The sequence below is a fragment of the Butyrivibrio sp. AE2032 genome, from assembly GCF_000702965.1.
On record NZ_JNLF01000004.1, the window covers coordinates 819,585 to 843,124 of the forward strand.

Annotated in this window: 21 protein-coding genes and 2 tRNA genes; 7 read left to right on the forward strand and 16 right to left on the reverse strand. The window is 47.3% G+C overall.

Annotated elements, in window-relative coordinates; all coding sequences use genetic code 11:
• Positions 1-47 precede the first annotated feature (47 nt).
• Both BO18_RS17670 and BO18_RS17675 read left to right on the forward strand, forming a co-directional pair.
• Positions 48-1,298, forward strand: a complete 1,251-nt coding sequence (locus BO18_RS17670; protein ID WP_034448467.1) for a galactokinase — start codon at positions 48-50, stop codon at positions 1,296-1,298.
• Between the two features lie 15 nt (positions 1,299-1,313).
• Positions 1,314-2,834: a UDP-glucose--hexose-1-phosphate uridylyltransferase gene (locus BO18_RS17675; RefSeq protein ID WP_034448469.1), complete on the forward strand. Its 1,521-nt coding sequence runs from the start codon at positions 1,314-1,316 to the stop codon at positions 2,832-2,834.
• On the opposite strand, the gene BO18_RS17680 is transcribed toward BO18_RS17675, so the two are convergent.
• From BO18_RS17680 to BO18_RS17700, 5 genes are all read right to left on the reverse strand, one after another.
• Positions 2,823-3,275 (reverse strand): NUDIX hydrolase, encoded by a 453-nt coding sequence (locus tag BO18_RS17680; RefSeq protein ID WP_242856586.1) that lies wholly within the window; start codon positions 3,273-3,275, stop codon positions 2,823-2,825. The two genes, BO18_RS17675 and BO18_RS17680, sit on opposite strands and share 12 nt — an antisense overlap.
• 49 nt (positions 3,276-3,324) lie before the next feature.
• Positions 3,325-3,897: a hypothetical protein gene (locus BO18_RS33015; protein ID WP_051688898.1), complete on the reverse strand. Its 573-nt coding sequence runs from the start codon at positions 3,895-3,897 to the stop codon at positions 3,325-3,327.
• A 164-nt stretch (positions 3,898-4,061) separates the two neighbouring features.
• On the reverse strand, positions 4,062-4,829 hold the full coding sequence (locus BO18_RS17690; protein ID WP_051688899.1) for a PHP domain-containing protein: 768 nt from the start codon (positions 4,827-4,829) through the stop codon (positions 4,062-4,064).
• A gap of 96 nt (positions 4,830-4,925) precedes the next feature.
• Complete coding sequence (locus tag BO18_RS17695; RefSeq protein WP_034448473.1) at positions 4,926-5,906, reverse strand: hypothetical protein; 981 nt, start codon at positions 5,904-5,906, stop codon at positions 4,926-4,928.
• A gap of 67 nt (positions 5,907-5,973) precedes the next feature.
• Positions 5,974-7,002: an acyltransferase family protein gene (locus BO18_RS17700; protein WP_185752494.1), complete on the reverse strand. Its 1,029-nt coding sequence runs from the start codon at positions 7,000-7,002 to the stop codon at positions 5,974-5,976.
• A 203-nt stretch (positions 7,003-7,205) separates the two neighbouring features.
• Here BO18_RS17700 and BO18_RS17705 point away from each other — a divergent pair, with 203 nt between their 5' ends.
• Positions 7,206-8,933, forward strand: coding sequence for a hypothetical protein (locus tag BO18_RS17705; protein WP_051688900.1), 1,728 nt, complete (start codon positions 7,206-7,208; stop codon positions 8,931-8,933).
• Between the two features lie 12 nt (positions 8,934-8,945).
• On the opposite strand, the gene BO18_RS17710 is transcribed toward BO18_RS17705, so the two are convergent.
• From BO18_RS17710 to BO18_RS17720, 3 genes are all read right to left on the reverse strand, one after another.
• Complete coding sequence (locus BO18_RS17710; protein ID WP_034448478.1) at positions 8,946-9,641, reverse strand: polysaccharide deacetylase family protein; 696 nt, start codon at positions 9,639-9,641, stop codon at positions 8,946-8,948.
• Positions 9,642-9,837: 196 nt separating this feature from the next.
• A complete protein-coding gene (locus BO18_RS17715; RefSeq protein WP_051688901.1) occupies positions 9,838-11,175 on the reverse strand; it encodes a sensor domain-containing diguanylate cyclase in 1,338 nt (445 codons plus the stop codon).
• Between the two features lie 27 nt (positions 11,176-11,202).
• Positions 11,203-13,476: an EAL domain-containing protein gene (locus BO18_RS17720; RefSeq protein ID WP_034448479.1), complete on the reverse strand. Its 2,274-nt coding sequence runs from the start codon at positions 13,474-13,476 to the stop codon at positions 11,203-11,205.
• Positions 13,477-13,633: 157 nt separating this feature from the next.
• Here BO18_RS17720 and BO18_RS33020 point away from each other — a divergent pair, with 157 nt between their 5' ends.
• Together BO18_RS33020 and BO18_RS17735 are read left to right on the forward strand one after the other, a co-directional pair.
• Positions 13,634-15,382 (forward strand): alpha-galactosidase, encoded by a 1,749-nt coding sequence (locus BO18_RS33020; RefSeq protein ID WP_051688902.1) that lies wholly within the window; start codon positions 13,634-13,636, stop codon positions 15,380-15,382.
• Positions 15,379-15,783 carry a hypothetical protein gene (locus BO18_RS17735; RefSeq protein ID WP_034448481.1) on the forward strand — a complete coding sequence of 135 codons (405 nt, stop codon included), beginning with the start codon at positions 15,379-15,381 and terminating at the stop codon, positions 15,781-15,783. The genes BO18_RS33020 and BO18_RS17735 overlap by 4 nt, the downstream gene beginning before the upstream one ends.
• A gap of 22 nt (positions 15,784-15,805) precedes the next feature.
• Here the strand turns inward: BO18_RS17735 and BO18_RS17740 are convergent, their stop codons facing one another.
• The 4 genes from BO18_RS17740 to BO18_RS17755 form a co-directional block, all read right to left on the reverse strand.
• On the reverse strand, positions 15,806-17,374 hold the full coding sequence (locus BO18_RS17740) for a TFIIB-type zinc ribbon-containing protein (RefSeq protein WP_034448484.1): 1,569 nt from the start codon (positions 17,372-17,374) through the stop codon (positions 15,806-15,808).
• A 128-nt stretch (positions 17,375-17,502) separates the two neighbouring features.
• Positions 17,503-18,153 carry a hypothetical protein gene (locus tag BO18_RS17745; RefSeq protein ID WP_034448486.1) on the reverse strand — a complete coding sequence of 217 codons (651 nt, stop codon included), beginning with the start codon at positions 18,151-18,153 and terminating at the stop codon, positions 17,503-17,505.
• Between the two features lie 12 nt (positions 18,154-18,165).
• A complete protein-coding gene (locus BO18_RS17750) occupies positions 18,166-18,606 on the reverse strand; it encodes a LytTR family DNA-binding domain-containing protein (protein ID WP_034448489.1) in 441 nt (146 codons plus the stop codon).
• Positions 18,607-18,792: 186 nt separating this feature from the next.
• Positions 18,793-18,885: transfer RNA gene (locus BO18_RS17755), tRNA-Ser, on the reverse strand.
• Between the two features lie 128 nt (positions 18,886-19,013).
• Here BO18_RS17755 and BO18_RS17760 point away from each other — a divergent pair.
• Positions 19,014-19,089, forward strand: a tRNA-Thr gene (locus BO18_RS17760).
• 51 nt (positions 19,090-19,140) lie between these two features.
• Here the strand turns inward: BO18_RS17760 and BO18_RS34010 are convergent.
• Together BO18_RS34010 and BO18_RS17770 are read right to left on the reverse strand one after the other, a co-directional pair.
• On the reverse strand, positions 19,141-20,310 hold the full coding sequence (locus BO18_RS34010) for an AzlC family ABC transporter permease (RefSeq protein ID WP_066738363.1): 1,170 nt from the start codon (positions 20,308-20,310) through the stop codon (positions 19,141-19,143).
• Positions 20,303-20,890, reverse strand: coding sequence for a hypothetical protein (locus BO18_RS17770; RefSeq protein ID WP_034448491.1), 588 nt, complete (start codon positions 20,888-20,890; stop codon positions 20,303-20,305). Before BO18_RS17770 ends, BO18_RS34010 begins: the two co-directional genes overlap by 8 nt.
• Positions 20,891-21,020: 130 nt before the next feature.
• Between BO18_RS17770 and BO18_RS17775 the strand changes: the two genes are divergently transcribed.
• Positions 21,021-21,605, forward strand: a complete 585-nt coding sequence (locus BO18_RS17775) for a hypothetical protein (RefSeq protein WP_034448492.1) — start codon at positions 21,021-21,023, stop codon at positions 21,603-21,605.
• 65 nt (positions 21,606-21,670) lie between these two features.
• On the opposite strand, the gene BO18_RS17780 is transcribed toward BO18_RS17775, so the two are convergent.
• Both BO18_RS17780 and BO18_RS17785 read right to left on the reverse strand, forming a co-directional pair.
• Complete coding sequence (locus tag BO18_RS17780) at positions 21,671-22,786, reverse strand: hypothetical protein (RefSeq protein ID WP_185752495.1); 1,116 nt, start codon at positions 22,784-22,786, stop codon at positions 21,671-21,673.
• Positions 22,787-23,088: 302 nt separating this feature from the next.
• The coding region (locus BO18_RS17785; protein WP_034448497.1) for a hypothetical protein at positions 23,089-23,540 on the reverse strand (452 nt) is incomplete at its 5' end.

The following is a 23,540-nucleotide window of genomic DNA, read 5'->3' on the forward strand; positions in this document are numbered from 1 at the left end:
AATGTTTTCATGTTACAACTTATAATTCGATTATCAGGAGGTGTACCATGGCTGAGTTTGGAATTGGTGTTTTTCAGGATATATACGGTTTGGAAGCTGCCATCCGGCAGCCTTCGCGCTATGCCGACGCCGTATTGACCTTTATTAAGATCTTCGGCGACGGACATGATGATCTCAGGATCTTCAGCGCTCCGGGACGCACGGAGATAGGCGGCAACCACACCGATCACCAGAGAGGCGAAGTCCTGGCAGCTGCGGTAAACAAGGATGCAATAGCCGTCGTCCGCAGGACAACCGGAGATGAGATCCGGGTCAATGCGGAAGGTTTCGGTCCTGTCACGGTTAAGACAGATGATCTCGGCATGAAGCCTGAAGAAAAGAACTCCACGGCAGCTCTGGTAAGGGGCGTTCTCGCTTCATTGAAGAACCGCGGATATTCCCTCGGCGCTTTTGACGCATATATAACAAGCGACGTTCTCATCGGTGCCGGACTGTCTTCTTCCGCGGCATTTGAAACGCTAATCGGAACAATAGTATCAGGTCTTTTCAACGGCTCGGAGATAGATCCGGTAACCATTGCGCTTGCCGGTCAGGAAGCCGAGAATGTTTATTTCGGTAAGCCTTGCGGACTCATGGATCAGACGGCATGCTCAGTCGGAAGCCTTGTCTATATCGATTTTAAGGACCCTTCGGCGCCCGTCGTAAAGCGCATCAATTTCGATCTCGCAGGATCCGGATACGTGCTGTGCATCACCGATACAAAAGGCTCCCATGCAGACCTGACCGCCGAATACGCGGCTATCCCCAAAGAGATGACTGAAGTCGCAGAACTTTTGGGACACGATAAATTAAGGGACGTTTCTTTGGACGAGATAATGGACAATATGAGTCTATTAAGAAGTAAAGCCGGAGACCGTGCAGTGCTCCGCGCGCTCCATTTCGAAGAAGAAACAAAGCGTGCCGGCAAGGAAGCTGAGGCGCTCGAAAAAGGCGACATAAAGACCTTCATCTCCCTGGTAAGAAAATCAGGGGATTCTTCGTTTAAGTATCTCCAGAATGTCTACACGAATACCGATGTCAGAACGCAGAACATGTCACTCGCGCTGGCTGTAAGCGGGATCATCCTGGAAGATGACGAAGCGGCGAGAGTCCACGGCGGAGGATTTGCAGGAACCATACAGGCATTCGTAAAAGAAGAGAATGCCGAAAAGTACAAAGATTACATGGACCGCTTATTCGGTGAGGATTCATGCGAGATCCTGACCATCAGAAAATACGGCGGCATCGAGATAAAATGAAGGAGGTATCGGGAAATGGATAAAGCCCCGGAGATCTTTACATACATATCGGAACTGGTCGATTACGCAGTCAGGAGCGGTCTGACAAATGACCTCGACAGGACATATGCCATCAACTCCCTCCTGCCCGTTCTCGGTCTCGATGAATACCGGGAACCGGACAGCATGCCTGCTCCGAGAGAACTTCATCTCATACTTGAGGACATCATCTCCTACGCTCTTGCCGAAGGAATACTTGAAAGCGATTCCATCGCCAACAAGGACCTTTTTGACACAAAGCTCATGGGCATCCTTACACCGCCGCCCTCAGTAGTGATCAACACATTCAGGGAACTGTACGAAGCAGGTCCGGAGATCGCCACAGACTGGTATTACGGGCTGTCCAAAAAGACCAACTACATCCGCTGCGACCGCATCGCCAAAGACGTCAAATGGAAATCTCCGACTGAATACGGAGACATAGACATCACCATCAATCTGAGCAAGCCCGAGAAGGATCCCCGGGATATCGCCGCCCAGGGCAGAGCAAAGAGCACATCCTACCCGAAGTGTCTCCTCTGTCCCGAAAACGAGGGTTATGCCGGAACGGTATCCCACCCGGCGAGACAGAACCACAGGATAATCCCGGTAACACTCGGCGGCGAGGAATACTATCTTCAGTATTCACCCTATGTTTATTACAACGAGCACTGCATCATCCTTAACAGGAAGCACATCCCGATGAGGATCGACCGCGGCACCTTTGTAAAGCTTCTCGATTTTGTGGATCAGTTCCCTCACTATACTGCAGGTTCAAATGCCGACATCCCGATAGTCGGCGGTTCCATATTATCCCACGACCACTTCCAGGGCGGCCGCTATGAATTCCCCATGGCCAGAGCCCCATACGAAGAGATGTTTACCATAAAGGGATTTGAAAACGTAAATGCAGGAACGATCAAATGGCCCATGTCCGTGATCAGGCTTCAGGCTGACAGCAAGGAAGATATCGTTTCCTGTGCCGAACACATACTTCAGAAATGGCTTGCATACAGCGACGGTTCCGCATTCATCCGCGCTTACTCGGAAGACGGCACAAGACACAATGCCATCACGCCCATCGCAAGAAGAACGAATGACATGAGATTTGAGATGGATCTCGTCCTCAGGAACAACATCACCACAGAAGAACATCCGATGGGTGTCTTCCATCCGCACGAGGAATACCATCACCTCAAGAAAGAGAACATCGGCCTGATCGAGGTAATGGGACTTGCTGTTCTTCCCGCAAGACTCAAGAACGAGATGACAATTCTCGCGAATGCCATTGCAAACGGCGATGATCTGACTTCAAATGACATGATCTCAAAGCACGCGGAATGGGTAGCCGGCTGGCGCGGAAATTACGATCTGTCCACAGAAGAAAAGATACGTGAAGCCATAAGGTGCGAGATCGGCAAAGCATTTGCAAAGATACTCGAATGTGCCGGAGTCTTCAAAAGAGACCCTGACGGCATGAAGGCTTTCATGAGATTCTGTGATACTTTAGGAGTCTGATCTCTTAAGGAATTCCCTGAGTTTGCCGAAAAGCACGGAGTCTACGGGGTCAATGTTTTCAGGCAGTTCATCCAGGCTGAAGAATCTCTGTTCAAAGACCTCTTCCTCCTGCACTTTCATCTCGCCCGAGTAGTCGAAGCAGACATAATAACAACAGGCAAGATACACCTGATCGCCGTTCGGATATTCATAATAAGTATCCTTCCCTGACAGCTGATCAAGATAAATGAGTTTGCCGCAATGAAGACCCGTCTCTTCGAGCGTCTCTCTTCTCGCGCACTCCTCAAAGCTTTCGCCGAGTTCCATCGAACCTGCCGGCAGTCCCCAGAATCCGTTATCGGTCCTTCTGCCAAGCAACACTTCGTTTTTGTCGTTGATCACGAAAACACCGGCACCGGCCATGATGATCGGTCTGCTGCCGAGTTCTTTTCTAATGTCCATGAAATATCCCATTGATCGTTCCTTAAGAGGGATGAGTTAACGGCAGGGATCAGCCGTTGTTGGTGTTATCAAACCAGTTGTTCGATCCGCCGTTTTCCCCGTTATTATCGCCGGAACCTTCATTGTTATTTCCGCCGCCATTTTCGCCGGAGCCTTCATTATTTCCGCCGCCTTCGCCGCTTTCTCCGCCGTTTTCTGCGGAGGTTTCTTCAGAGGTCTCTTCTGAAGTCTCTTCTGAAGTCTCTCCGGAAGTTTCTTCAGAAGTCTCTTCCGAGGTCTCAGCAGTGGTCGTCGTTGTAGTAGCCTCAGTCGCTCTAGTTGTGTTGTTTGTTCTGCGGGGTGCGGCTGTAGTTGCGGTTGTCGTCTCTTCGGTTGTCTCTGTGGTCTCAGACGATGTCGTGGTGGTAGTAGTAGCTTTCGTTGTTTCCTTTGTCGTTTCGGAAGTTGCAGCGGTCGTCTCCGTCTCGGAACTCTCTGCGGTTTCCGTGGATCCTGCTGAAGGCAGGGTCTCTGCAACAGTCTTTACGGATGCTCTGTCCATGACGATAACGACAACAAACAGCGCAATGAGCACTGCTGCCGCCACCGAAGTGATTATTATCGTCATCGCCTTGCGTTCCATGTCTGACTTCCCTTAAATGAACCTGTTTCTTATTTCGAACTAATTTTACACTCTTTATTTGTAAATACTATCTCAATAATTACGCAAAATTTATGACAGTTGTGTGATTTTTCGGCACTTGCAGGCAAAAAAACAGAAAAAGCAGGTTTTTGCTCTACAGTATCTCACTTGCCTTCAGGATAGAGAACAGGCAGAGTCGGAAGACCTGTCGGAACAGTCTGTTCCTTTATCTCAGCAACAGGTGTAATGGTGCCGTCGGCGCTTAACCTCACGGGGACTCCCGAACGTTCTTTAATGGCAGTCACATAATCCGCTATGGAACCGAGCTTCTTTTCGAAAAGCATTCCGCCCATGTCACCTTCATAGAAAAAGTGTATGTCGGAACCTGCTGTCATGGGCAGACCGAGTTCAGTGCAGTATTCATATCCGAGCGCGTTCATGTTCGGCTTATTGGCAGCGTTATATACTTCAACACCGTCGCATGCCGTCGGAGCGAGCTTGATGTCCGAAAGATAATCCCTCTCCCTGTAAGGGTGGGCCTGTATCATGATGCCGCCGGCTTTGTGGACGGCTTCGAAAAGTTCATGCCTTGTCATCTCCATGATGCATTCATTATCGAGAAGCCATTGCTTGTCGATGCCATAGAGGAGATATTCATCCTTAATGAAATTGAACTCGACGCCGAACATTACATTAAAGTCTTTGCCTTCGGCTGCCTTTAATGCCCTCTCGTATCCGGACGCGTAGATCTCGACTCTTTCTTTCCAGGGCAGGTTTTCAGGCACGCACGTATTGCCGTTGAAAAAGTGGTCAGTCACGATAATTCCGCTGAAGCCCTTATCCATCAGATACGGGATGTATTCTTCACCGTGAACCTTTCCGCAGGCACTTGCCTCACAGGTATGAAGATGTGTCTCGTATAGAAAGCCCATTATTTGATTCCTTGCATTATTTTTTCCATGGCAATATAACACTTGCCTTCCGCCAATTCAAGGCAAAAGACAGTTAAGAAGATGTGAATGTTCATATCACAAAAGCAGGTCAACTGCTTTCAACAGGAAAGTGCCGAACGACTTTGGCCACTGACCGTTGATCTTGCCTGTCTGTCCGTTGATGACGACAGTGTATAACCTGTTATCGTATTCGAAGGAATTGAGCCATACGGGAACGATGAGATATTTGTATTTTAGGTCGAAATAATCAGTGGCGATCTCCGCATCAAGATACGTTCCTTTCGACTCGTGATTCTCCGTCTCGCGCTTCAGGTATTTGTACAGTTCTTCACCTGAACTGTTCCATGCCTCCTTAAGGCCGATCGAATAATGCTCACAGGGAAATCCTGCCAGAGCATCAGGCGTGTAAGGTCTCGCTTCTTTCGTCCAATAGTCTTTTACGACCGACTGGAGCAGTCTGTCAGAAGACAGCTGTCTGCTGGCAACCACAGGGAAATCATCTACCTGGAACTGATATTTTCCGCTCTTGAAGCGTAATCCTTCGGCAGTGTTGTACTTGCCCGTATACCGGTTCACGGTCAACACGTCAAAGGTAAAGAGCGGTACATAGATTCCGTAGAACTTCTTTAGATCTGCATTGGCCGCAAGCTTTCCGGGAGCCAGTGACCTGTCTTTTATCCATTCTTTAAAGATATAGAATGCACGTTTCTCAGTGATCTTGAACGGTATGATTCCGTTAGGCGCCATGATGTCCTTTTCAGGATCGGCAGTCTCAACAGTTGTGGAACCGCAGAAAGGACAGAGACCGGAGAGCTGGAGTTTGTTCTGGATTGTCTGGGCACCGCAGTGTCTGCACTGCACGACCTTGGCTTCCATGCCCCAGTCATGGCTCGCGGTATTCTGTGCAGTGAGAAAATCCATCTCCTGAACCGGGATCTTCGAGACCAGTTCGGGTATTATCTCCTTGTAGCCGCAGGACTGGCATAAAAGGCTGTCCCATCCCGGCTCAAAGATCATGGTACCGCCGCATGACGGACACTTTCTTCCGTTTTCCATATTTCCATCCTCCCCGTTATTCATTATCACCACATAAGATTATAACATCCGCAGATGCTTCATCATCTCAGGTTTTCTGTACTGCGGCCTTTTTCGGAAAGATTTTCCCGATAAGGAATTTAATGAGCCGGATGACCATCGACAGCACTCTGGCAAAGACAACGGAAACGATGATGACTGCGAGCGGCAGCTGCCATGAGGCATATCTTCCCGCCTTCGGAAAACTGTATACAAACTCTGAAGTAAAATACATCAGGATAAAGTGGCACAGGTAGATATAGAGCGAGTCTTCGCGTCCGAGAAAAGCCAGGGGCTTGATCACATACCAGTTCGGTTTCTTCATTCCGAGTATCAGCACGAACGAAGCACACAGCATCTTGAACGGCTGGGAGATATCGATCCTTCCTATCTTCACGCAGACAAAGGTAAACATCGCCAAAGCCGAGAGGACCGAACCGAGCACCAACACCCAAGTAGGGATCTTTAACAGTCTTTCCTTCTGGTCCGCGATCACATATCCGACGAGCACCATTGGGAGCATGCCTACCAGGACATTACCGCTCCAGTGCCAGTTGGCGTTAAAGGAATTGACGTATGAATCAACGACGATCCTCAGCACTGCGAAAATGGGCAGCAGCACATATATGACCTTCTTCAGGTTAAAGCGGACAAGGAAATAGAAGAGAACATAACAGTAGAGCAGCGCCACCATATACCAGAGAGGGGAACCGTAGAAGAACTCAAAGTCTCCTACAAAGATCATCTTCAGGTACGTTACCGGCTTCTTAAGTTCGAGCTGCCACAGGATCAGCATGTTTTCCTTGCGGAAAACGTAGTAACTGAAACACATGTAGATGGTAATGAACAGAGCAGTGATAAGTCCGTTCCTGCCAAGACGTTTTAAGATCTTCCTGCTCATCTTTTCGCTCTCGCCGCAGCAGGCATATCCGCTTATCAAGGCAAAGTAACCGACACCCCAGGTACCGACACAGGTACAGATGGTACCGAGTCTTCCCTGAAACGGAATGTGTACGAGGATCACTCCGATAGCCGCTATGAACTTCCAGAAATCCCAAAACCAGTTGCGTTTATCCATAAGCCCTTTTTCCGCAGATATGCTTATAAGAATCAAGGGACATAAATTCCCTCCGTCTCAATCATTTTATCAAAAAGGACAGCCTCATTGTTTCAGTTTTGCTTAAGAAGAGGATATATATACTCTTGAATTGATATAAGAAAAAATATGGCTGTTGTAAAATCTGAAAAACATAAGACTGACCGACATTTCCGGAGGTGGATATGCATTACAGGAATTTCAGAACAGTTGTCTATATCCCGGCGTTGATCGCATTCGAAATGACTCCGGAAAAGCTCGCTGAGGATTATGCGTTTATCGAAAAGTATATAGGGCTCGACAAGGTCTATCTTGAGACTCACAGGGACGACATAGACGTCCCGGAAGAACAGCTCCGCATGATCAAATCCTTTCTCGAAAGCAAAGGAGTAACCGTATCCGGAGGAATAACCACGGTATTGCCTGACATAGAAGGTGCGGTAACCGGCAAAAGAAGGCTGTTCAATACGGTCTGCTACACCGATCCTGTCATGAGGGACAAGGTCAGGCAGATGGCTGAATATGCGGCCGGTATCTTTGACGAGATCATATTGGACGACTTCTATTTCACCAACTGCACATGTGAAAGCTGCATCAGACAGAAAGGCGGCAGGGACTGGGTATCCTTCAGAAAAGATCTCATGCGTGATGTGTCAGAGAATCTGATAGTCGGTCCTGCAAAGGCTGTTAATCCAAATGTGAAAATGATCGTGAAATATCCCAACTGGCGCGAATCGTTTCATTTCACCGGATATCTTCCCGATGAACAGAAGGACATCTTTGATGCGACTTACATCGGAACAGAGACGAGAAGTCCCAGGTATGCGGATCAGCACCTGCCCGAGTATCTGAGCTACTCACTCGTAAGATATATGGAAAACGCCTGGCCCGGAAGGAACGGCGGCGGATGGTTCGATACCTATCAGTGCTGGTCGGCCGACCGTTATCTCGAGCAGGCTTATCTCACCGTTTTCGCGAAAGCAAAGGAACTCATGTTCTTCCAGTGGAGCGATCTCGTCGGCAATTATTTCGCCGGCGGAGCAGGAATACAGCTGAAGAAACTTGATGCCATTATGGAAGGCACAGGAGATCCCACGGGCATTGCCGCATATATCCCCCACGCTTCATCAGGCGAGAATCATCTGGAGATGCGCCTCGGGATGACAGGCATCCCCATAGAGCCCATGCCTGAATTCCCGTCAGACAGAAAGATGATCCTGCTTACTGAAAGTTCAGCTTCTGACGTTGATGTCGTATCCAGACTCAAAGAATTCGTCGAAGCAGGCGGAGATGCGGTCATCACCTCAGGCTGCATGATGAAACTTCAGAATGAACTTAAGGATGCAGGTCTTACGGAAGCAACGGTAACCGGCAGAAAGATCTCCGTAACGAGATATCAGATCACCGATGACAGGGCCGGATATCTTGATGATATCGGGAAGATCACATTTCCCGAGACCGTCCACGGCAACAACGATTCATGGTCACTCCTTAACGGCGGAGATGGAGATTACCACACCCCGCTCATCCTGCAAAGCAATTTCGGCAAAGGACGCATCTTCATACTGTCCATACCCGATAATCCTTCGGACATATACAGGATCCCCGCGCCGGCCGTTGATGTTCTCAAGCGCGTGATAAACCCTGACGGATATGCATCAGGCAGGAACTTTTCCGTCTTCACTTACGATGACGGCAGCATGATCTTATACCGCTATGTAAAGGGAGACATAAGGCCTGAACAGGTTAAGCTCTATACTGCAAAACAGGCAAAGTGCCTTAGAGATCTCACCACAGGTGAGGAAATACCGGTCAGCACCGCATATATCAACAGGCATTGGGAAAAGGACGTATACACTACGGCTGACATCACGCTCGAGCCGGGCGTTTTCCGCAGATTTAAGTGGGAATAAAACTGTTCTATTTCAGAAGAATTCAGGCGTTACAAACTCAACGCCGTTCTTCAGCAGCTCATCTATGAAAGTCATGAAATAGCCGGGAGCGAGTTCTTCCGTCTCATCGTGCGCGTGGATAAGAAGGAAATGATTATTCCCGTCCTGAAGGAGCGGGGCACCGTATTCCTCGTTCTGACCGTAAATCCTTTTTATCACGTCTTCGGAAGTAAAACCGCTGCCTTTGCGGATCTTGTATTCCTCAAAATCAAAAGTCCAGAATGTGTCGATATCCTTATCCAGGCCCATCTCTTTCCAGCTCGGATAAAAGAGCATGGTGTCCTTTACTTTGTTGAATCCCTTTTCGGCAAGATATTCCTGGATCTTCTCCTTATTCTCTCCGCCCTTGTCTCCATACGGAAAACGGAATGGTCTGTATTTCCTCTCCACCCCGGCTTCGGCATAAAAGCGGTCCAGCACTTCCTCATTCTTATCTATCTCGGCCTTGCATTCTTCGAAGCTGAGTTCGGAAAAGAACGGATGTGAATAACTGTGATTGCCGACGATCATCCCGTGTATTAAAGCATGGACGAGTTCGTCAGGAAACTTCTGCGCCCATTCACCGACCATGAACATAATGGCAGTTATATTCTTTTCGCATAAGTAATCGACAATCGCAGTTGTATTCTTTGATGAAACATCATCTATCGTCAGAAGTGCCTTTATCATGTTATTATCCCCTCTTTGTTTATAACAACAGATATATTCTCACAATCTCTGTTTTTTACAAGTCCGATGCTGTCAGCTACCGGACGTCAGGACGCACCAGCACTTCACTGAATTCATAGAGTTTCGCAGCCAGCGCAGCATCCTTCGAACGTTTCGAAGACCTGGCCGGACGGCATTTATAGAAGTGTTCCCCGGTTCAGTCGCGGTCTTCGATGATGATGCCGCCGAAGTATTCCGGATTGCCGTCAGCATCATTGAGAACAAATCCCCTTGTATACAGGAGAGCATAAGACCCGTCTTTCTTTCTCGCGCGGTATTTGATCGGCTTTACTTCCGCATTCCCGCAGAGGACCTCGTTGACGGCATCCTTATAGACTTCCATGTCGTCAGGATGGATGTATTCCTGCCAGACCTTATCGGCCTGGTACATGTATTCTGATTCGAGTCCGAAATCATGCAAAAGTGAGATTGCCCATCTGGAATAATCGTACTTCATGTCATTCAGGTAGACGTATCCTCCGCCTGCCACGGTCAGCATCGCACCGAACTTCGCATCAAGAAGCCGCTTCCTTTCTTCCGGGATCGGGGCATCCGTCCGCTCCATATTCCGTATGCGTTCAAGTGCCTTTCGTGACTTGAGTTCACTCTTATTTTCATACATCAGTTGATCGGCACGGTTTACGACATCCGCGGTCTTCTCATCACCTTCTTCAAAAACTGCGATACCTGAAGCTACGACAGGACCTGAGCTGGTCCTTCTGTTGCTGTCCGATTCTTCCCGCAATCTTTCCAGCAGGTAATCACGGTTTTCGTAATCATTGCCCTGGAGGAAAACAATGAATTCGTCGCCTCCGACCCTGAATACCGGACTGTGATGGAACATCTTACAGATGAGTCTGCTCGTCGCCTGTATCGCCTCATCGCCGAAGTTATGGCCTCTCGTATCATTTATCAGTTTGAGATCGTTGATGTCACACATGATGATACCGAACTTCACATCTTCAGAACCGGAAGCGATCTTTTTGTCCAGCTGATCCGTCAATTCCTTAAATGCATTGCTGTTCTTGACGCCCGTCAGTTCATCCCGTCTTGCCATGCGTTCGGCGGATCTGAGATTCAGTAACTGCTCTTCTTTCTCCCTCATTTCGGCATCCACATTCTCAAGGCAGCAGACGATGTGTTTTCCGTCTTTGCACATGATCTCAACCTGACGCATGTAGATTACCTTACCGCCGGCAACCGATCTGTAGACAATGGTATACTCACCATCACATGAGAGCTTATTTACCATGTTTTCCCTGTCGTATGTCTCCAGCACATTTGCGAGATCCGAGGGATGAATGTATTTCTCCGCATTTCTTGTGCAGTCACCGAAAAAGTCATTGCCCTCTCTGGGCAGCTCGGGATCAGCCGCTTCCACATCTTCCGTGAATACAACGTAGTGTCCGGTCTCAATGTTGACATAATAGACGCACTCGTAATGTCTCGCCAAAGAGAAAGCTATCTGGTTAAACGTTTCAGGTTCCTGTAACATGATCACACCTCGCTAAACGATCAGACATCAATCGAACCACTGCTTCTCAAAATCCTCCACCGGAACCGGCTTGGAGAAATAGTATCCCTGATAGAGCTTGCAGCCCATTGCATAGAGCTTCTCGAACTGCTTAGCCGTCTCAACACCTTCCGTGAGCGTATCTATGCCGAGTTCCTCCGACATATTGATAATGCTCTTGATAATAGTACCTGCCTTCATGTTGCGCTCCGAATCCCTCAGAAACTGCATATCGATCTTAATGACGTCGATATCCATATCCTTAAGAAGATTAAGAGATGAATATCCGCTTCCGAAGTCGTCCATCTCCACGATGAAACCGTATTCCCTGAGACCGCTGACAAGTTTAAGTATGTCGACGGAATCCGTCATCATGGCTGTCTCCGTAATCTCGATCCTGAGCTTAACGGGATCGATGCCGAATTCCTCGACAAGACCTTTGAGCTCGGATACCACATCCATATAGTAGAAATCCTTTGGAGAGATATTTACGGATATAAAACTTCCGATTTCTTTCTTCTTCCATTCCGAAAGGATCTCACACGCGCATCTCCACATATAGCGGTCGACTTCCGCGATCAGTCCGTTATGTTCAAATACCGGAATAAAATCGCCGGGATTCATGAATCCTTCATCAGGATGTATCCATCTTACGAGCGCTTCGGCTCCCGCGAGCATGCCGCGCGAGTCTACGATAGGCTGGAGATAAGGCCGTATCTGTCTCTCCGCGATCGCATCCTTGAGCTGGTTGGATATAAGCTGATTATGTATGATCTCATTTCTGAGCTTGTCATCGTAATAAACAATGTGCTTCTGATAGGTGTCTTTTATCATCATCGTCGCAAGACGCGCACTGTCGAAGAAAAGCGGTATATCCTTCTCGGATTCGGGATCTATGTCGTAGATACCGAAGTGGATCAGGATGCGGTGCTCAAGATTATCATCCCTGATGGTGAATCTTTCTAGCCTTTCCTCCAGCATTTCCTCATTGAAATCCGCCTTGTCGATCAGGAGGCCGAATGCTTCACCCGACAGTCTTCCGTATAAAGTATTTTCACCGGCATTTTTACTTATGAAATCCGCTATATGCTTTATGGTATATTCACCGAATTTTCTTCCGAAAACATCGTTTATGACCTTATAGTTTGCGATCTCGATATATCCGATCATGTAATCGGTCTTACTGTCGTTTTCGAGCTTTCTGCTTATGTTCTCGAAAAGATATTCCTTAGTGTAAAGACCTGTCAGGGAATCGTGAGTCGCCCTGTACATCTCACGCTTCATCTCACGCTGTTCCTCAGTGATGTCACGGACGCTGAGATAAGAACCTGTAACCTTGCCCTTGTCATCCACGACCGATCTCATCGCGAGATATGTATACTGGGTATCCTCACCCGTGCCGAGAGTGATTCTCTTTACCCAGCCGCTGCTGTCAAAATCGATGTCACCAAAGAGGAATCTGAGATCATCTTTGACGTCATCATAGTTCTCATTTGATACTCCGATAAGCTTTCTTCCCGGATCATTCGACCATATGCATCTGCCGCTCCTGTCAAAGAAGAACAATGCCTCGGGCATCTCGGAAGCCATACCGGCGAGCATACGGTCTAAAAGCTTCAGCGGTCTGTAATGGAGTGCGAAGAAATAGACCAGAAGGCCGAACATTCCGAACCCGATCATGGACACGTCGAGAGGCTGTCTGGAGAAGATATAATAGGTTTCCACCGCACCGGTGCATATCATCGAAAACAACATTACCCAGTATTTTTCCGAATAGACTCTCGATGCCTTTACAGTCTTGACGATGAACACTATCAGTATTGCAAAGAACAATCCGTAACAGAAGACCCTGTGATAAGCCTGCCCCAAATACGGAACAAGCCTGTAATAAGCCCTGTTCTCGACCATGATCTGTTCTGTCACAAACGAAAGATGGAGAAAAGGATTAAGAATGTAATGAATCAGATCGACAGCAAAAAATACAAGGATCAGGGTATTATAAACACGCTTGGGCTTTCCCATGTCGCAATAATCGTGCATAAAGAACCAGATGGAATAGACTGCCGTATCCATGCCGAGAAAATAAACATAGTATCCGATCGTGGCGATAAGCTGATTCGAAGCAGTTATTATGATCAGGTTTCCCAAAACAGGAGTAGCCATGCCGGCAAGAAGAAAAGCCACGGCCCTGCCGATAGGCTTTTTCGAGCGCCTGGCAAACACCTGGCAAATGACAAGCGCGATTATCAGAATGGAAAATACCACTGATAATGCCGTTCTCATACAGCCCCTGACCTCCATAAAACATTTTTATAATTTTATCACGCAAAGAAAATAATCTCATTTACACGCGTGTTACTTATTATTAATATTTTTCTTTTATTTGGTGGCTTTTAAAGTGATGATATAATCACATCTGAACAGCATAAGGAGGCAGCACATGACAGGACCTTCCCCCATTGATGACAAAAGATTGAGATTCGATAATTTCGGTGACAACGATCTGTTCTCAAAAAAGCCCCGCCTTCCGGCAATGGGCTGGAACAGCTGGAATGCCTTCGGAAGCGGTAACACGGAAGAACTCACTAAGGCAATGATACTGAAGATAAAAGAACTTGGACTCGATGAGCTCGGTTACACTTATGTCGTTCTCGATGACGGCTGTTACAGGCCCGGGCGTGTCAACGGACACCTTCAGGCTGATGATGTCAAATTCCCGTCCGGCTTCAAGGCTATGGCAGATCTTGTCCACACACAAGGGCTAAAGTTCGGCATGTATAACGACATAGGCACCAGGCTCTGTTCCGGCGCCGAGGTCGGCATCTACGGGTTTGAGAAGACCGACTGTGAAGACTACATCAAATGGGAAATAGACTTTATCAAGGTCGACAACTGCTACTACATGTGGGACAATGCCACTTTTGCCAACCCTGAAAATGCAAAGTATTCTTATGCACCGAACATCAAGAGTATAGAAGTCGGCGGCAGGATATACGATGCGGCAGAAGCTGTGATAACGGGTACCAGAGCATCAGTAAAAGACGGATATGTGACCTCGATCGGGACATTCGACGGAACGGCTCCCGACCACTCCCCTTCAGGCCTCAGGAGCAGCGAGCTGATCTTTGATGTCGAGGCTGCCGAAGACGGAATGGAAGATATGCATGTCACTTATGCAACAGGTGCCGAAGAAGGCGTCGGACAGTGGCTTCAGATCGCCGCAGAAGACAACATCATCTTCGACGGTCTGCTGCCTGCGACCGGAAGCCCTGAAGATTTCGAGACATCACAATCCATACCGGTCAATCTCAAAAAAGGAATCAACAAGATCCGGATAATGAACCACAGAAGACAGGAGAACACGCTCCATTCCTATACGGAGATCCGGCGTGAATTGGAGAACGCGGGAGACCGCGACATCGTATTTTCCATCTGCGAATGGGGAAAGACCCAGCCGCAGAACTGGGGACACAAGGTAGGCGATTCGTGGAGGATATTAAACGACATAACATTCCAGGTCGGATCGGACGGTGATCATGGCACTGCTTCATGGGAGAGCGATTACACGACGTCAATAACTTCTCAGTACAACAAAGCCGTAATAATGGATGAATATGCGGGACTCGGCAAAGGCTGGAACGATCCTGACATGCTCGTTATAGGCATGAACGGGATCGACATGACGATGTGCCTGTCACACATGGCAATGTGGTGCATGATGAATTCTCCCCTCATGCTGGGTCTTGACTTGAGGAGAGTAAATAAGGGCGATGACATATACAACATCATCTCCAACAAAGATCTGATAGCTCTCGATCAGGACCCGCTCGGCATTCAGGCAAAAAGAATATTCTCGACCGCAGGCAGCAGTGAACCGGACAAAGAATACATCCGCGATAATAAGAGGATCGACATTCTCGCCAAGCCTCTTGAAAATGGTGACATCGCGTTGGGCTTCTTCAACCTCGATCAGGTCATCAAGGACGACAACATATCGACAGACATCGATACGATACTCAAAGCACTGGATAATAAGGCAGTCAGCACGGACGCTCTAAAAAAAGCTGCTTCCTTCATGGTAAAAGATCTTATCACCGGAGGAGTATACGAGACGCCGGAGCGCACGTTCAGTTCCGGAACACTAGCCGCATGCGGCTGCAAAGTCATCAGGATCTCACCTGTCACATGACGACTGAAGAGTTCATTTCAGAGCTGTGCGGCGCTGCGGGCATGGAGTTTGACGGCGTTTTCGGACGTGGCAGAAAAGAAGGCTGGCTCGAAGCAGGAGACGTTCTTTTCAAAGAACGTCCCATCAAACGGAGAGATGCCGCCAGGATACTTCACATGTATCTTCTGAAAGTCATGAAGACAGAAGATCTCAATATAAACGGAGCAAAGGAACTGAATGACCTGTACGACTGCCGAATATGTGCAAACCACATCGCACAGGTTTATCTCCGCGGGATAATGGACGCTAAGGACATAAAACGCGGAGGAGGCTTTCTCATATTCGATCCTGACGGCGAAGACAGCGATGATGCCAACACAGACTTCATCAGACGTCTTATCTCATTAACTGCTGACCGCTGATCTTTCCGGCCTGAGCATAAGGTTAACGCATCATGCGTCTGTCATAACCCTTCTTCTCAAAATCGGTAGCGTTTTCGTCTTCCACAACTTCTTCCGCTGCATCATGCCGGACGTCTCTTGCAAAGTAACGCTTCTGTTCGCTGTATTTCCATCCTGACTCAAGCTCGACAAACGAACCGTTTGTCTGAACGGCGGATATCGGAAAAGACGGATCGTAATAAGCTTCTACTCCGAGTTCGGGAGCCAGGTCGTGGTTATCAGTCTTGGACAGCTCCGCTATATCACGTTTCTCCCTGTCGAGCATTATCTTCGGAAGTATCGCGGAAAGGAAGATCGTAAACAGAACTATGAGTACGATGTATATCAGGCACTCCAGAGGATGATTGTTTATGTACATGCTGACATCTATCGACAGTATCATGATCCCGCCCACAAGAACGAATATGAACCATGGCATAAGATAGAGCGCCAGACGGATGCCGCGCTTCCAGCTGACGGAGTTCATCTTTGCACGTCTGCTTCCGCGCTCTATCGCCTCCCAGCCCTTGGCATAAGGGAACTCGCCGGAGACCTTGCCCGTTTGACCGTTTATTATGTACTGATACCTCTTTCCGTTAAAATCGATGCTCAGGAACCATATCGGCAGGAGCGCGTATTTTACTTCCTGATTGCGGTATCTTGTCGTACTCTGCTCTGACGACGGGACGAAGGAATCATAGCCGAACGTGATCTTCTCGCATACGGACAGGGCATACCTGTCCAACCGCCTATAGATGGTACCTGTCATATCGAGAGGCTGTTCATCGTATTTCTCGGCAAAGAAGCCCTGCAGATATTCGGATCTGAACGTTACGAGTTCCTTGAAATCGAAAGGTTCCGCAGCAGCCATCAGGCGGTTGGCGATATTCTTCTCACCGTCGAAAGGGACATCCTTCAGCCTGAACTTTATCTTCCCGTAGACAGACTGTGACACGCTGTCCACAGTGGCATTGAAGTTTTCCTCATAGACCGTGTCCGCCATCCTGCCCTTGTATCCCCTGCCGGCGATATTCACTTCGACTTCAGATGATACGATCCACGTCGGAACATAAAGTCCGGTCATCTTCGACAGGACTTTCTTAGAACCGAAATCCTTGGGAAGATGTTCTATTCCCGCGCAATATTCCTCAAACAGGCTTATCGCCTTTTCCTTATCAAACTTAAACGGAATGATGTAGTCAGGCTTGAACTCACGTGTAAGCCTTCTCGTGACGAGCGCGGGTGATCCGCAGAAAGCGCATGTAGTCGAAGCGGTATTCTTATCCGTAATGATCTGTGCGCCGCAAGAATCGCAGACGACTTCTATACGCGACTCGTCTTCCTTGCTCATCTCGACAGTTCCGTCGTATTCCTTCTCAAAGTTTGAAAGACCGAAAGAGCCTACTTTATCAAGCGTACCGGAATCAAAGACTCCGCCACAGAACCTGCAGATACACGCACCGTGCTCCAGATCAAAAAACAGGTTTGATCCGCAATTAGGACACTTGACCGAATTTGCTGATAATGATTCCGTACCGGAACCTGTGCCCGATGCTTTATCCCAAATAGCCATATCTCTACCCCTAAATACTCTACAATGGCTGACCGCAGTTCTTTTCCGGAAGAACCGCCCTTCATTCGTTAATTATACCATCTGAGCATATAAGGGTGCACCGAATAATAAGGAAATCTTTATTTTTATCAAAAAGACAACTCTATGTTTCCTTTTTCTTCACTGCTTGAATTCGAACCCAATATGACCGTAATTGTTCCGGGATGGTATTCGTCCAACGGCATTTCCATCTTGAAATACAAAGTATCCAGCTGGTCCGCAACTCCGAAGTATGAAGCCATGCTGTAGATCTCCCCGTTTTCATCAGCACAGGACAATTGCAGGTTATCACCCGAATTCCACGGCGTTATGCTTCCGGATACAAACAGATTGACCGAACCGTCGCCGTTATCTCTTTTAAAAACGCTGCAGCTTATGCCGTCGCCTGATCCTTCAGAGACCTTCTGATAGTCATCACCGGCCACATATGCCGTATCCAGACTGAAATCGTAACCGAACTCAGCCGATTCCTCCTCTTCCACCACGGTTTTAGAAGAAGTATCCATCATATACATCGATAACGGGAACATGATGCCCGTCACAAGGATAAGCTGCGCACCAAGAACGATAAGCGCTACCCCCCAGGGTGCCATCCATTTTCTTTTGCCAGTCTCCGCGTTTTCGAGCACTCTGTTAGTGTGCCTGTCGAAACACCTCTTATAGATAACGAAAACAATAACCGTAACTATCAATATCAGCGGTAGTGTAAATAAAAATAAACCAAAAGCTGCACCAAACATTCTGTTTCTCCTTTATATCCCTATTCTGTCTCTGAAAATGTAGTAATAACTTCTTGTGACATCGACCTTTGAGCCGTTTGTCAGATGGAGGATGAATTTTTGCAGGAGCGAAGATTCGATCCGTTTTATCTTCTTCAGGTTTACGATCGCGGAATTGCTGACTCTCAGGAACCGGTCCGCCGGCAGGACCTGTTCCAATGCTTTGAGCCTTTCACCGGAATTGTAAGTGCCGTCAGTAGTATGGATGATAATGTCATGACCCATACTCTCGATAAAGCAGATATCTTTGACATCAAGATAGAACTGCTGATCTTCCTTTTTACCCGCAATGTAATTAACCCCAGAGCCGCGGCGTATCAGAAGGTATTCCGATTCAGGATCGTCTGTTATCCCCATATTCTGCAAACTTGCCCTCATCGGGTCGTCGGGATCGAGCATTAACTTGATATTCACCTCTTGCACTCCTTTCCTCTGATATGAAGATACAACAAAAGAATTTCAAAAACACGGTTTTGGAATGCATTACACGTTTTTGCGAATAACTTGCAGAAAAATGCCAATTGTCGATCTCATTGTCGATTATTACAGGCCGGCAAAAGCAAAACCCCTGCAAACGCAATGTTTACAGGGGTTTTCATCTGGCGGAGAAGGAGAGATTCGAACTCTCGAAACCCTTTTGGGGTTTACACGATTTCCAGTCGTGCGCCCTCGACCAGGCTAGGCGACTTCTCCGTGTTCTTATAAAATGCTCAATGATTGTATAATCTTTGGGTACCTTTGTCAACATTTTGATTCGATTACGCTGACAGATTTTATTGTAAACGCTCTTTTACTGTGTTATACTTCATAAGCTTTAACTTGCCCCTATAGCTCAGCAGGTAGAGCGCATCCATGGTAAGGATGAGGTCTCCGGTTCAAATCCGGATGGGGGCTCCACTATTAAAAACTCTGCAAGAACTGCTGTTCTTACGGAGTTTTTCTTTTGTTTCAGATATACATCAGCACAACGCCCGCGGCCAATGTGGCCAGGCAGGCTCCGACCGCAACAGTTATGAGAGACCGTTCGAAGAATCCCAGTAACATTGCCACTGCAAATCCGCACAGTGCGGTAACGAACGAACCTGTGGAATAAAGGATCGCCGGGAACGTCATGGCCGACAGCACCGTATACGGTATGTAGTCGAAAAATGCCTTAACGGCCGGATTTTCGAGCTTTTTTCGGAACAGAACGAAAGGCAGCATGCGCACCAGATAAGTGGTCAGCGCCATGATCACAAGAAGCGGGATAAATATCCTGTTATCGAGCGAGCCGCCCGCACCCTCCGTTACCGCAGCAGTATTCGCCGGAATGATGTAGGACGGAGCAAAAACGAGCATCAGAACGATCAGAATGACCCCGGCAGCAACCGCAACGGCTGTGCCGGCCTTCCCTTCAAGTTTCTTTCTTGCCGTGACACCCGCAAGAGCAGCCAATACCGCGGAAATGATTATCGCGAATCCCTGGGAGACATATTGCGACAGCGCCGGAATATAGAAAAGAAGCGACGAGAGTATGCACGACAGAAGAGAACCGCATAATATCACTTTGTCGTGCTTTGCCTTGGGCAGAACGATCGATACGAACATGCCGTAAATGCCTATGGCCAGGGCATTTGTCAGGAAGTCCGGGAAGACCTGTCCCAGAAGCGCGCCTATCACGGTGCCCGCAACCCAGCCCGCAACCGGCAAAACCGTCAGGCCGAAGAAATACCGGGCTCCGAACTCGTATTTCTTGCTCACCGCCACACCGAAGATCTCATCGGTGATCCCGTATGCCAGGAGCATCCTCAAAAGAGGCGTCATGGTCCTGTCGGCCTTTTGTGACAGCGCGATACCCATGAGTGAATAACGCAGGTTAATGACTATCTGCGATATTATCATGGCAATAATACCGCCGGCGGCAGTCATTATGCCGAGTCCGGCAACCTGGCCCGCAGACGTGATATTCGTAAGTGATATGAGTCCTGCCTGTATCCAGGACAGTCCCTTTGACACTGCCAGTATGCCGAAAGAGAAAGAAACGGACAGATATCCCAAACCAATAGGAAGGCCGTCTCTGACGCCCTCCCCCATTGTGTATCCGTTAAAACTTTCAGTGCCGGAATCTTCTTTAGGCATATAAAGCTCTTATCTCTTCAAATGTGAAATACAGATCAAGTTCCAGTTTTTTCGCGTCCGCAGCTGAGTCACTGAGCTCAATGATCTTCGTGACCGTCTCAGCTGATCCGTCAACCTTGTAGACAACACCGTCTGTTATGTAATACTTGTCCACGGGGTCGAAATTCCCGTCATCATAGATCGTCGTGCGTGCAATAAACAGAGCATCTCCCATATTGAAATACTCGTCCATCTGCATTCCGTCAGGCAGTTTCTTCTCCAGCTGGAGAGCTTCATATTTGCCGTCAGGAGAGACCGTATACGTGCCTGCTGCGGCTACCCCGCTTAATGTGGCACCGCTTACCTTCTTGGATTTCGCTTCGGATCCGTGTTCCTTCATGTATTCATTAAGTCCGAATGTATAATCGCGTATCTTGGCATCGATCACCTGGAAAGACATCGGATCAACTGTCTGCTGAACAGTCTGCTGCGGTTCCGTCGGGTCCGTATGCAGTTTATCCGTGCATGCGGCGCCTGTAAGTAAAACAGCCGCAATAAGTCCCGTTGCCGCCAGTTTTTTCCCAAATCCCACACTCTTCATAATCTGTCAGTCTCCTTTATTTGGATCTTACGCCGATAGATTATAGCACATGGCATTTTGTTAAGTTTGAAATAGACACATTTTGTGTTATAGTTCTCTTTGTTTTTAATAAGAAAGGAATGGGATCGAAATGATTATTTCAAGACTTAAGGCTGCAGGCGCTCTGGTAATCGCGGCAACAGTTCTTTTTACCGGCTGCGCAGGCATTACACATGAACCCAAGGTTGATATGTCCACGCTCAAGCAAGTTGACGATGAAGACTTCATCAAGGCATTAGGCGCCATCGGCATCGACGAATCCGATGTTGATGAGATGCTCGACACATCTTTCTCATTCAACGATGACGACACGGATTTCGAGGTAACGATCAATCTTGATGCGGTATCAGACAACGGCAACCAGTACAGCTTCACTCAGTGCGTTGACGAAGAGACCGCAAAGGCTCTTTTTGACTACTATTACGCTGATTACGACGGCATCTTTGACAATAAGGATTTCTCGGGCATCAGCAGCCACGAGGTAGGCAGCAACACAGCTTACGTACTTATCGACGGCAGATATGATGACAAGGTTGAAAACACCTACACTCCTTATCACGATGCGATCTATCTTCTCGGAGACACGGTCATCGTCGCCATTGCAAGCGACTACGACCTCTCGATCGAGAAGGAAGTCAATGATTTCCTCGATGCACTCGGATATCCCCATCCTTAAGGGATCTCATTTAAATTGACTTATACAAAAGGTGCCCCGTTTATCGAGGCACCTTTTCTTATGTTTTAATGATAATGCTCAGCTGCTTTGGCTTCTGCATTGTAATACTCCGTAGTATACTTGTCGTTTCCACCCTCCAGATAAAGGTCACCATAATCAAAATAGAAAAAATATTCTTCAGTTTTATCTCCATCAAAAGTCAACAACATTTTTCCCGGCCATCTGTGTCCGCTGGAATGTTTTATGATCTCATAGGTAAACTTGCGTTCAATCGTACCCTTTACTTCTTCTTGTGTATCATAATCCAAACCCGTATATTCAGTAATCATGGCACCGGTATTATCCTCGTTAAAAACGCAGCTTTGACTTATCGAACCTCTGCTCTGACAGGCAACCCATGTTCCATACAGATCTTTTGAAGTCGAATGTTCAGGAGGAAAATACACTACTCCTGAAACATCTTTAGGAAGATACGAAAGATCCATCGGTTCCTCACCGAATAGTTCTTTGTATTGTTCCGCTGTCATAAGCTTCCCAAACTGCGGAGCCGAATTCCCGAAATAATCCTTTAAATAGCCGTTATAGATCTCACATGTTTCCGGACTGTCCGTGATGACCATAGTCTTGATATCTGCATCAGCACATAAAGTAGAAACACAATCGTTATATTTCAACAGTACACTGGCTAATTCCTCATTTGAATATTTGTAGGGCTCGTCAAAATTGCCAAGATGAGGTTTAAAGCTAAAAGATCCGGAACGTTCAAATAATAAATATCCTTCGCCTAACAGCGTTTTGAATATTTCAGCAGAAACACACTCTCCATAAGGAATATTGTTTTGAATGAGATAACTGAACGTCAATTTATTATTCAGCATTCCATAATAAGGATCTGCATCAAGAAAATAATCACAGAATTTTTCATAATTATTTATATAAAACTGCGTATTATTATACTTTGTTATTCCATAAAGATAATCGACTTCAGAAAATGGAACACTTTCATAATTCCTGTCGAACCTCTCGTTAACAAAATCCGTCAATATCTTATTCAGTTCATCAGTAAAACCATAACAATGAATATAACCGTTTAATGTGTAAGTAAATTCCGGCACAAGAGTTCCCTGTATATACTCTGCAAACGCTTCATTCTCGGCATCTCCCCACTCAAAGTCATACACAGGAGGAAGAGTTGTCTCTGTTGATGTTATCTCAGTTTCCTCATTGTTACCCGGATTTAAGCTGCCTGAACTGCATGCTGTCATCAGGATGGAAGTTGTAAGTAAAAGAACAACGATTGCTTTTGGTTTCATATTAATCACCACCGTTCTGCATAACAAGTGAAGCATTTATCTTATTCGCCATATCTGCTCTGTTGAATGCAGCTGTCATCATATGACCATTATACTGCGAAAGTCAGGTTCCCATAACAAAAGGCTGCCCGCAAAAGGCAGCCTCTTGAATAACCGTCTGTATCTGTCAGTTACTTAACTTCAGCGTAAGCCAGCACGTAAGGATACTTGAGACTGTCGTCTGAAGCGACAACCACTACGTAATAGCCCTTTTTGACCTTGGAGCAGTCAACATCATAGAAAGCTCTTCCGTCGCTGTACTCAACAGGTGTGATGGAATCGGAATAGATGGGCTTTGAAAGGTCATCCTTATCGAATTCCTTATCTTTGCTGTAATAATAAGCGTAGTAGATCTCGTCTTCGGCATCCTCGTTTACTTCGATGGAAAATGCGATCGTCTCGGTATCAACACTGTATGTGCCGGGCTTATCCATTGTGTCGTCATAGTCCCACCACTTTGCCGTAACGACATAGTCGTTGAAGTCTTCATCGTAGATGGTGTATTTCTTGCCGGTCTCAACAGCATCCTTTCTCTCGATGCGCTCGATTATTGTGCCGCCGATACCGCCGTTCAGGAGTACAA